Annotated in this window: 7 protein-coding genes and 1 riboswitch; of the genes, 2 read left to right on the top strand and 5 right to left on the bottom strand. The window is 49.9% G+C overall.

What is annotated here, in order from left to right; genetic code table 11:
* From KB559_RS08400 to KB559_RS08390, 3 genes are all read right to left on the bottom strand, one after another.
* Nucleotides 1-3,130, bottom strand: a 3,130-nt coding sequence (locus tag KB559_RS08400) for a MucBP domain-containing protein (protein ID WP_211021271.1), incomplete at its 3' end; no start/stop codon positions are given.
* A gap of 151 nt (nt 3,131-3,281) precedes the next feature.
* Nucleotides 3,282-3,370, bottom strand: a riboswitch (cyclic di-GMP riboswitch).
* Between the two features lie 248 nt (nt 3,371-3,618).
* Nucleotides 3,619-4,710, bottom strand: a complete 1,092-nt coding sequence (locus KB559_RS08395) for a DUF4349 domain-containing protein (RefSeq protein WP_211021270.1) — start codon at nt 4,708-4,710, stop codon at nt 3,619-3,621.
* Between the two features lie 118 nt (nt 4,711-4,828).
* A complete protein-coding gene (locus tag KB559_RS08390) occupies nt 4,829-6,607 on the bottom strand; it encodes an ABC transporter ATP-binding protein (RefSeq protein WP_211021269.1) in 1,779 nt (592 codons plus the stop codon).
* Nucleotides 6,608-6,769: 162 nt separating this feature from the next.
* On the opposite strand from KB559_RS08390, the gene KB559_RS08385 reads away from it, so the two are divergent.
* A complete protein-coding gene (locus KB559_RS08385) occupies nt 6,770-7,672 on the top strand; it encodes an AraC family transcriptional regulator (protein WP_211021268.1) in 903 nt (300 codons plus the stop codon).
* A gap of 82 nt (nt 7,673-7,754) precedes the next feature.
* On the opposite strand, the gene fabF is transcribed toward KB559_RS08385, so the two are convergent.
* Complete coding sequence (gene fabF, locus KB559_RS08380; RefSeq protein ID WP_211021267.1) at nt 7,755-8,993, bottom strand: beta-ketoacyl-ACP synthase II; 1,239 nt, start codon at nt 8,991-8,993, stop codon at nt 7,755-7,757.
* A gap of 192 nt (nt 8,994-9,185) precedes the next feature.
* Here fabF and KB559_RS08375 point away from each other — a divergent pair, with 192 nt between their 5' ends.
* The gene (locus KB559_RS08375) at nt 9,186-10,022 is read left to right on the top strand and encodes a helix-turn-helix transcriptional regulator (RefSeq protein WP_211021266.1); all 837 of its coding nucleotides are present in this window, start codon (nt 9,186-9,188) and stop codon (nt 10,020-10,022) included.
* A 53-nt stretch (nt 10,023-10,075) separates the two neighbouring features.
* Here the strand turns inward: KB559_RS08375 and cysK are convergent, their stop codons facing one another.
* A complete protein-coding gene (gene cysK / locus KB559_RS08370; protein ID WP_211021265.1) occupies nt 10,076-11,011 on the bottom strand; it encodes a cysteine synthase A in 936 nt (311 codons plus the stop codon).
* Between the last annotated feature and the right edge of the window lie 39 nt (nt 11,012-11,050).

The following is an 11,050-nucleotide window of genomic DNA, read 5'->3' as shown; positions in this document are numbered from 1 at the left end:
TTGCGGTGTAGTAGAACACATGCGCTGCATTTTCAACGTCCAACTTGTAGCTGTGAGTCGGTTCCACCGCCGTATAACCTGCGATGTCCTTCGCCTTCAGCTCGATCGTTTGACCGGTTACGCCATTGGCCGTTGTCGGTTCGGCAAGAACTTTATTCGTGCCTTGCTCGAGATACTGCACTTCTACGCTTTGCGCGTTAGCCGTGTAGTAGAAGGTATATTCGTTGCCTTCCGCTTTCAACGTGTAGCTGTCGGTCGCTTTTTCCGGGGTGTAACCCGCTACGTCCTTCGCCTCGAGAGTTACCGTATCACCGGTGACCCCATTCACGCTTGTCGCTTCGGCAATTTCCTTACCTGTTTCGCGATCTACATACTTCACGCTCACACTTTGCGTGTTTGCGGTGTAGTAGAACACATGCGCTGCATTTTCAACGTCCAACTTGTAGCTGTGAGTCGGTTCCACCGCCGTATAACCTGCGATGTCCTTCGCCTTCAGCTCGATCGTTTGACCGGTTACGCCATTAGCCGTTGTCGGTTCGGCAAGAACTTTATTCGTGCCTTGCTCCAGGTACTTCACTTCTACGTTTTGTTCGCTGGCGGTGTAGTAGAAGATGTACTCGTTGTTGCCTTCGGCTTTAATCGTGTAACTGGCAGTAGCTTTCTCAGGGGTGTAACCCGGAGCGTTCGCCGCTGTCAGCTCGATCGTTTCGCCGGTCAGGCCTTTCACTGTCGTGCTCGGAGCCACTTCATCCGTCGTACCTTTTTTCAGGTACTTCACCGTTACGTTTTGTTCTTTAGCGGTGTAGTAGAAGATATACTCGTTAGTGCCTTCAGCTTTAATCGTGTAGTTGTCAGTAGCTTTCTCCGGGGTGTAGCCCAAAGCGTTCGCCGCTGTCAGTTCGATCGTTTGACCCGTCAGGCCTTTCACTGTCGTGCTTGGAGCAACTTCATCCGTCGTACCTTTCTTCAGGTACTTCACCGTTACGCTTTGTTCGCTGGCGGTGTAGTAGAAGATATACTCGTTAGTGCCCTCGGCTTTAATCGTGTAGTTGTCAGTAGCTTTCTCTGGGGTGTAGCCCGGAGCGTTCGCCGCTGTCAGTTCGATCGTTTGACCCGTCAGGCCTTTCACTATCGTGCTCGGAGCCACTTCATCCGTCGTACCTTTCTTCAGGTACTTCACCGTTACGTTTTGTTCGCTGGCGGTGTAGTAGAAGATGTACTCGTTGTTGCCTTCGGCTTTAATCGTGTAACTGTCAGTAGCTTTCTCTGGGGTGTAGCCCGGAGCGTTCGCCGCTGTCAGTTCGATCGTTTCGCCAGTCAGGCCTTTCACTGTCGTGCTTGGAGCAACTTCATCCGTCGTACCTTTCTTCAAGTACTTCACCGTTACGTTTTGTTCGTTGGCGGTGTAGAAGAACGTGTGCACTTGATTTGGTTCAGAAGTAAACGTATATTCCAGTTTATCAGGCGCCACTACACTATAGCCGTCCACGAGCAAAGCCTTCAGTTCAACTTTCGAACCAGAGAAGCCCTTTTGGAAAGTAGGGTCCTTCAGTTGTTTGCCTGAATCCTTTTCCAGATATTTTACGGTTACGGTTTGTTCTACTGCTGCCGTATAACCGAACCAAATGACTGGTGAAGGATTAGTAACTGTCAGAGTTACATTCCTAGGACTTTCTCCTACTTTCAACTGGTATCCTGCAACCGTTTTGGCAGGTACAGAATGAGTTGATCCCATAGGGAAAGCTTCCTTACCGTTTTGATCCTTGTAATACTCGCTATATAGTGCTTCTGCGAATTCCGGTGCCTCGACTTCAACGCCTTCGGCATTGATCGGCTTGCCGTTCGCATTGACTTTATAGCCCTTCATGAGGATGGAACCATTACCGATGCTTACTTTCGGCACCTCAAAATCCTTCGAAACTTTTTGGTTATTTACGTCCGTATATTCCATGGTAGTCTTACCGTTCGTAGGATAGAGGGTATTAGAAACCGGGTTTTTGGATTGGTCCATGACCACTGTGTAAGTGAATGTTGCTGGTTCGCCCTCGGCAATATTGCCGACATTCCAATTGAATTTTTCAGTAGCGGCGTCCCAAGTTACAGTCCCTTGCGATACTGTGTAATCTGCTGGACTAATTTGAGCTCCCTGCAGTTTGAGGTTGAACATATCTCCCATCGGATCAATTACTTTTGCGCCTTGTGCCGCATAAGAGATTTTCCCGGCCATTTCGCGGAAAATGGTGTTCAGCTCATCGCTGTTGGCAGAAAAATAACCTTCATTCTGAACATCCTTCAGAACTTTGATCGCATTGCTGTTTTTGGAAACGTCGAGCCCGACCGAAAAAATCTTGAGGCCTGCATCTTTAGCGAGCTTCGCCTCCGAAATTGTTCCGATACCGTTATCTTTTACGGAGAAATTGTTAATTTCATACCGTGAAGATTTGGAAAGATCATAATCTCCACCAGTTCCAAGCGTAGTTCCATAATCAAATTTCGTAATGGCAAAACTATAGCTGTTATTTTGCCAACTGGAACTTTTGGCCTGTGTTCCCTTGAAACTGTAGGTTGGCTCTCCGTCACTTAATACGACGATTACTTTATTCTGAGCGGAGCTGTTCGCCAAAAGATCGCGGGCATTTTTCAAACCTGCTTGAATATTGGTACCGCCACTCGCACTGATATTGTCAATGGAAGTCTTAAGGGCATCCTTTTGACTAGGGCCTTTAAAGTCAGAGACATTTGTGGCTGACTTATTAAAGGAAACAACGGCAATTCTAGTCGATGACCCGTTTAACAGCAAATTGTCCACGAATTTCTTCGCAGCCGTTCTTGCGTCAGCCAATTTGTAGTCAGTTTCCCACCACCAATCTCGGTCATCCATACTCCCGGACTTATCAATTACAAGCACTACATCAGAGCTCGATTTGATATTTTTCCCCTCGGCTTTGAGCGTAATTTTCCACTCGCCCGACTTGCCTGTAGGTTCTGCCGTTTTGCTTAATTGAATTGCACCGGGATTAGGCCAGACCGGATCGCCCGAAGTCGTCCCTGCTCCAGAAGCTGTCAAAGGACTAATTAAAAGTGAAAACAAACATAACCAAGATACTACAATCTTTAACCCGCGTTTCATAGGTTCCTCCTCAATTTTTCATGGAATTCCTCCCTTTCAGACACTAGTTTCTACCCTCCTTACTGTGGAGCATCTATTTCTCACGGATTGGAACCGCTGAGAACATAGGAAAATAAAAAAACCGGCTACACAGACAATGATTAATTCATTGTTATGCAGCCGGACGGTCATTAATCCCAAAGATTGTTAGACTCCAAGGCTTTGCGACCTAATCTTTCGATTAGTGTGCCAAATATTCAATTTCTAGTTAAAAGGTCCCAAGCTCTAGTTAATCCGAATTATGTAGATTAATCATTCCTATGATGGTTTCAATATATTTCAAAAAAAAAAGCTTGTCAACTAACGAATATGAGAAATATATCATATTATTTCAAACAATCTTTCCTTCGATAAATTCCGACATTCTATATTCTATCATTTTTCAATAAAGCACAAATTAATACAAATGAAAAAAACGGAACGAAAGGATGCCCTTTCGTTCCGTTTCATCACTTCGGTTCCTGCCCATCCTCTTCTTCGGTGGTTTCCGGTGACGAAACCGTTGATTCTCTGCTTTCAGTATCTCCAGGCAGAGAAGGGGTTCTATCTATCGATTGTCCCGAGGTCCAGTTTGCGCGGTTGCGGCGACTCCGGTTTCTTCTCCGTATCGGCCAGACGATGGCCAGAATCAGCGCGGCCATCAACAATAATGGCAGAGCACCGGACAATACGACTACAAGCCATTGAAGAACAACCGAGATGGCGTCGATGCTTCCGTTTAAAGCATTTTGAGCCCGTTTGAAGAGAGGCTCTTTATCTTCGTCCTGTTTAATAATCGATTTCTCCATTGGTTGATACAAACGGATTTCAATAGTAGAGAAGGAAACATTGTTATCAATATAACGCATTCTCCCTTTAATCTGCTCGATTTCCGTCTGAATCCGTTCCAGTTCGTTGACGAATTCGACCAGTTGGGCCGTTTTTGTGGCCTCTTCCACGAATTTGAGGTACCTTGCCTCCATGGCCTGTTTTACTTTAAGCCGTGATTCCAAATCCACATATTCTTCGGAAACGTCCTGTCCCTGGATGCCCTGCTGCAAGGATTCCGGTTTCAACTGCTCCAACCGGTCCAGAAAAGAAGAAAATCCCGATGACGGAACCTTGATTACAAAATTGCCGCCCCGCTCATGCTGGGATTGATTTTCCGAAAATTCCACAATGTATCCGCCGGCCAGCGTAATCAGATTGCGGATTTCCGACTGCGTCTTCCCGTAGTCCTTGACTTCCATCACTACATTAGCCCGGTAAATCAGTTTTTTATTCAGGCCGGCTGCCGAATCCGTCCCCTGAAAACCGGATGATGCGCGCTCCGATTCGGCCGCCGTCTCTCCGGACGGGACATTTCCTCCCGTATCGGCGGCCGGACTTTCGGACGTCAGACTCTCCTTGGAGTCGGACGCAGCCTGATTCGAAGTGCTGGTCGTCGAGCTTTCATAAGCCCCAGCATCATTGCTGTTGGACCTGTCGGCGCTGCCGCACCCGCCGAGCAATAAAGCTAACACCATAGTTAAAACAATTGCACGAATTCCCCATCTTTTCATTTGAATCGCCCCCTGTTTAGATCTATATTGGCTCTATTCAAAATCAAAGACGCTTCCAAGGTCTGGAAAGTTGCCGGAAATATTAAAACTTCAATCCAATATCAGAACATCGAAATGCTTATAAGTTTTTCAGTTTATAGAATTCGCCTTTCAAGGCTAATAGCTCATCATACGTGCCGGATTCCACCACTTTTCCTTTCTTCATGACGACGATCCGGTCGGCGTTCTTGACGGTCGACAAACGGTGAGCGACGATGAACGTCGTTCTGCCCCGCATGAGCTGCTCCATCGCCTGCTGGACATGGCGCTCCGACAAATTATCGAGCGCGGACGTGGCTTCGTCCAGAATGATGATCTGCGGATCGCGGATCAATGCGCGGGCGATGGCGATCCGCTGGCGCTGGCCGCCGGACAGCCGTCCGCCATGCTCACCGACCGAGGTCTCCAGACCGTCCGGCAGGCCGTCGATTACATCCTGCAGGTTGGCCATCCAGATCGCTTCCCGGATCTTTTCCTCGGATATATGTGGCAGCCCGTACGTAATATTCTCCCGGATGGTGCCTGAGAACAAGATATTGTTCTGGAGCACGATCGCCAAGGACTGCCGGTATCTCGTCATGCTGAGGTCGCTCATCGGAATGCCGTCGATCATAATTGTACCTGACTGCGGTTTATAAAAACCTATAATCAGATTCAATATCGTCGACTTGCCAGAGCCCGATTCCCCGACAAAGGCCACGGTTTCGCCCGGCTTCACATCCAGCGAGAAGTCATCGAGCACATGGCGGTCAGAGCCTTTATACTGGAAGCTAACGCCCTTGAAGCGATACGCCCCGGCGATTTGGTCGGGCTTCTGCCGTCCTTTGTACTCTTCCGTCTCTTGAGACAGCAGCACTTCCGTTACCGAATGCAGAGACTCAAATCCCTTGACCAAGTTAGGGTACACGTTCAGTATCGAACTCACAGAGCCCGTAATCATATTAAAAAATCCCTGATACATCACGATATCCCCGATTTCCATATAGCCCAGATGAGCCAGGAAGGCGGTAAAGAACAGACACCCGACCTGGAACAGCTGGAAAACGACCCAACTGGAAGAACCGAAATAGGCTTCGACAACGTCGAGTTGATGGCCGCGTTCCCGGATATTTTGCAGCGCCATATCAACTTTGCGGATTTCCACATCCTCCAGCCCGTGAGCCCGGGTAACCGGAATCATTTCAACGGTCTCCGATACTTTACCGGACATCTCCTCGATATTCTGGCGGACATCCCGGTTACGCTGAGCCATTTTGGATCGGAAGAAACGAACCAGAAAAATCGAGGTCGGCGCCATAAACAAGAAGAACAGCGCGACGATCCAGCTATTGTACAGGGTCAGCCCGATCACAATAATTAAATTGATGGCCGCCGGGATGATGGACATCAGCATCTGCCGGGAAAGAAAATCGATAGCCTCGACATCCCGCAGTATTTTGGATTGAAGCCGCCCTGCATTCATGTCTCCGTGATAACTGAGCGACAGTTGCTGCATTTTGCGAACGAGTGTGCTGCGGAGGCCCGCCTCTACATGCCGGACTGCTTTGCTGATGTAACTGATGTGCAGCGTATGCATGGGAATGTTCTGCACGATCAGCACGACGATGACCGCCAGGTTGATCCAGAACTCGCTCATCGAATGACGATCCGGATAGCTTACGATGTTAATGATATTGGCGGTAATGATCGACAATACCCAGGTCGGCGAATGCTTGATTGTATAATAAAGCGCCGATAAGGCCACTTTGCTCACATGGTCCCTGTACAATCTGGTGAGGAGGCTGAACGGTTTGATCCTGGTTCCTTGCTCCGTTTCAAATGCTTTGGAATAATCCAAATTTGATTCTGTTTTTGCCATAGGTTTCACCCGCTTTATCCCTTATGATAGTAATATGTATGTGTATCCCGTCGAACGACAGAGTTTAGTATAAGGCTCCTGCCCGGCTTTCTCTATAACATATTCGGCCCCGTTATTACATAACATTTAACCAAATCGGACATAAAGGAGCTGATAGTCAACATGAGCACGATTTATCCCGAAAAAGTGTTCCCGCATTTCCGATCAGAAATATGCCTGTTCTCGCCTCATACCCGTCACGTGGAAAAAGGTTGGATCTGCGGGCGGCATGTGCATCACATGATGCTTGAAATGCTGCTGGTGCTGGACGGAAGCCAAACGGCGATCCTCGGATCAAAGGAATATGAGCAGCAAGCGGGTGATCTTATCATTGTATCTCCGATGCAGGTGCATGATTTTCAAGTGCGGCAGGCGGACAACGCCTCTTTTTTTACGATGCATATCCATCTTGATCTTGAAGATACGGCATTTCTCCATTTGATCGGCGCACTCAACCATAGTTACTATCCGCAGGGTCACCCGTTAAACGATAACCTCGTTCCTTCCATGCGACGAATCATGAATACCCTGTATCAGGAAAATAGTCCGCGGATACCGCTTCTACGGGAGCTCTATACAATACTGGGGCATATGCAGGAATATTTCGCCGCTGCCCGGGACAAGCAAGAAACCGACTTCCAGAGCGAGCTTCCGACGAGAATCGCCCGGGAAATCCAAGGAAGGGTGCTGCGGAGAGATGAAGATGAATCAAGCTCAACCGGAGATTGGCTCGAGGATATTTCCCGCCGCTTTGGAATGAGCCGCAGGCACTGTCACCGAATCTTCACCCAGGCGTTCGGAATGCCACCCCGTGAATATCTCATGGTGCTCAAACAGCAGGAAGCGATGCATATGCTGGTTACCAGCAATGAATCGATCGAGCAAATTGCTTACCGGATCGGCTATGAAAATGTACAGAGCTTCAGCCGCCAATTTGCGGCCTGGGCCGGATGCACGCCAAGTGTTTTCCGGAAAAACAACATGGATCAATGTTTCCATTTAACGCCGATAGATGTTGGATCATAAGTAAACGTGAAAAAGACAGCTGACGTGGAGTCCATCCACGTCGCTGTCTTATTTTTATTGTTAGCTTCCTGTTTCCATGGGCTTAAGCTTGATATCGTGCAAGCAGAATTGCTGCGTTATGGCCGCCGAACCCGAACGAATTGGACAGGCCGATCGACAAGTCCGCTTCCCGAGCTTGATTCGGAACGTAGTCCAGATCGCAAGCCGGATCGGGATGATCCAGATTGATCGTAGGCGGAATGACGCCGTCATTCAGGCTCCGAATCAACGCAATCGCCTCCGCCCCTCCCGCGGCGCCGAACATGTGGCCGGTCATCGATTTGTTCGCCGTTATAGGAATGTCTTTGGCCTGTTCGCCGAACAACTTCTTGAGCGCCTTTGTTTCCGCCAGATCCCCTACCTGGGTGCTGGTCGCATGCGCGCTCACCACGTCAACCTCTGCCGGAGTAATCCCTGCCGATTGGAGAGCCCGCTTCATAGCCAGGAAAGCTCCTTCCCCTTCGGGATGCGATGCCACGACATGATAGGCGTCCGAGCTCGCGCCGTATCCGATCACTTCGGCGTAGATGGGAGCCCCTCTGCGAAGTGCATGGTCCAATGACTCCAAGACAAGAATACCGGCGCCCTCGGCCATGACAAATCCGTCGCGATCCGCATCGAACGGACGGCTGGCCTTCTCCGGATGCTCGCCGCGCTTGGACAACGCCGTGGCGTTACCGAAGCTGGCCAGCGACAGCGGGTGGATCGCCGCCTCCGTCCCGCCGGCAAGGATTACATCCGCATCGCCGCTACGAATCAAGCGGAACGCTTCGCCTATCGCGGTATTGCCGATCGAGCAAGCAGTCACCGGCGACAGCGTTGGCCCCATCGCTCCGAATCGAATGCTGATTTGCGCGGCCGCCATATTGGAAATCATCATCGGGACCAGACTCGGACTTACACGGCCGGGCCCGCGGTTTTGATAGGCCTCCATGTTATCTGTCAACGTCTGAATACCTCCGATTCCGGTCCCGACATAAACCCCGAACCGCTCACGATCGATCAGGTTCACGTCAAGGTTGGCTTGCTTTACCGCCTGTTCTGCGGCATATAGACCAAATTGTACGAAGCGGTCCATTTTTCGAGCCTCTTTACGGCCGAACAGCGCTTCCGGATCAAAATCCCGAACCTGCCCCGCAATCCGTGTCCCGAAAGCCGATGCATCAAACAAATCAATATAGGATATTCCGGATTTCCCTTCCTTCAGGTTGCTCCAAAACGTCTCCACTTCATTGCCAAGCGGCGAAACGATACCCATTCCCGTAACTACAACTCTATCCATAACAAGACCTCCTTGTAATCTCCTTGTGTTCCATCCGGCCTTGTCACCAGTTCAGCCGTCTTTGTTCCTATTGTATCCCTTCCTTATCCTATTACAAGTTTGTAGTTATCCTAGTATAATGTATAATACAATAACAGCCTAACCTTAAATCAACCAAATCAACTCAAGCCAAGCAGGACTGGAGGCAGAACAATGCAAGCCGATCCCCGTTTGAAGGCACTTTCCGAATTCTTAAAAAGCCAACGCTCCAAGCTCCACCCGAACAGCGTAGGGTTGCCGTCGGGTTCGCGCCGCCGGACGCCCGGATTGCGCCGTGAAGAGGTCGCCCAGTTAGCCGGCGTCAGCACAACTTGGTACACCTGGTTGGAGCAAGGCCGCGATATCAAAGTGTCCGCTTCGGTGCTCGATGCCATTGCAGGAGCGTTGCGCCTGAATGGCGATGAGCGGAAATACTTGTTTGATCTGGCGCTCGACAACGGATTTCATCCTGAGCTGGGCGGCGAGAAAGAAGCCGTAATCAGCCCTTCGCTGCATAAAATCCTAGAAGAGCTGAAATATTGTCCGACCCTGATTTCGGACCGACACTGCCATATCGTCGGCTGGAATCCCGCGGCCTCCCACGTTTTCTTAAATTTCGAACAGATTCCTGAGCCGGAGAGAAACCTGATTTCCCTGTTGTTCAGCAAAAAAGAGCTGCGCAGTCTCGCCGTCAATTGGGCTCACTTCGTCAAAGGATTTCTGTCGATCTTCCGGGCCTATTACGGCCAGTATGTCGCCGATCCGTGGTATTCGAATTTCATCGAACTTATGGCAGCAACCTTTCCCGATTTCCAGGAGCTCTGGAATCAAAGCGAGGTCAGTGCCGCTCCCGAGGTTATGATTGAGTTTCGTCATGCCAAAGCCGGGAAAATGCTGTTCAATCTATCCTCTCTTCAAGTCCAAGGAGAAGCGGATTTACGTCTGAGCATCTATACGCCGGCACCTCAAACGGCAACGGAAATTAAACTCAAGAAATTGATCGAGGGATAAATTTAAAGGCGGCACCCTGTAAAAGGTGCCGCCTTTAAAACTCATATCATGTTTTATTCTTCCGGGAATAAAGGTGTAGACAAGTAGCGCTCAGCCGTATCCGGCAGCAGCACAACGATGTTCTTGCCCGCATTCTCCGGCCGTTTAGACAGTTGAAGTGCTGCAAATGCCGCGGCACCGGATGAAATCCCGACCAACAATCCTTCGGTTCTCGCAAGCAGGCGCGATGTACTAAAGGCGTCTTCATCCTTCACCGGCATGATTTCATCCACAAGACTGCCGTCAAAGTTTCTCGGGACGAAGCCCGCACCGATGCCTTGGATTTTGTGAACGCCGCGTTTTCCTCCCGACAAAACAGGCGATTCATGAGGCTCCACCGCCACGATTTGTACCGAAGGATTGCGTTCCTTCAAAACCGCGCCGACCCCGGAAATCGTACCGCCGGTTCCGACGCCGGCCACGAAAATGTCAACCTTGCCGTCCATGTCTCTCCAAATTTCTTCCGCGGTCGTCTCCTTATGTACATCCGGATTGGCCGGGTTCTCAAATTGCTGGGGGATGAACGAATTCGGCGTCTCCGCAGCCAATTCTTCCGCTTTGCGAATGGCTCCGCCCATTCCTTCCGCGGCAGGTGTCAGCACCAATTCAGCGCCTAACGCCAAGAGGAGCTTTCTGCGTTCAATCGTAAAGCTCTCCGGCAGCGTAATAATCAGGCGATATCCCAGCGCAGCCGCTGCAAACGCAAGACCTACTCCGGTGTTGCCGCTGGTCGGTTCAATGATGATGGAATCCGGATGCAGCAGGCCTTTGGACTCGGCATCCTTGATCATGGCAAAACCGATCCGGTCCTTGACGCTGCCCGCCGGATTGAAATACTCCAGCTTGGCCACCAGTCTGGCTCCTGCTTCCGTTTTCTCCCCAAAATTGTTGAGCTCCAGCATCGGAGTATTTCCGATCAGATCCGTTAAATTGTTAGCTATATTACCCAAGAAAAATCCCTCACTTTACTAAATTCCGACGTAATAAGT

It is taken from the genome of Paenibacillus sp. Marseille-P2973 (genome assembly GCF_018101095.1).
Taxonomy (GTDB): Bacteria; Bacillota; Bacilli; order Paenibacillales; family Paenibacillaceae; genus Fontibacillus; species Fontibacillus vini.
The sequence above is the reverse complement of the archived record's forward strand: the minus strand, read 5'-3'. Positions and strand labels throughout refer to the sequence as shown.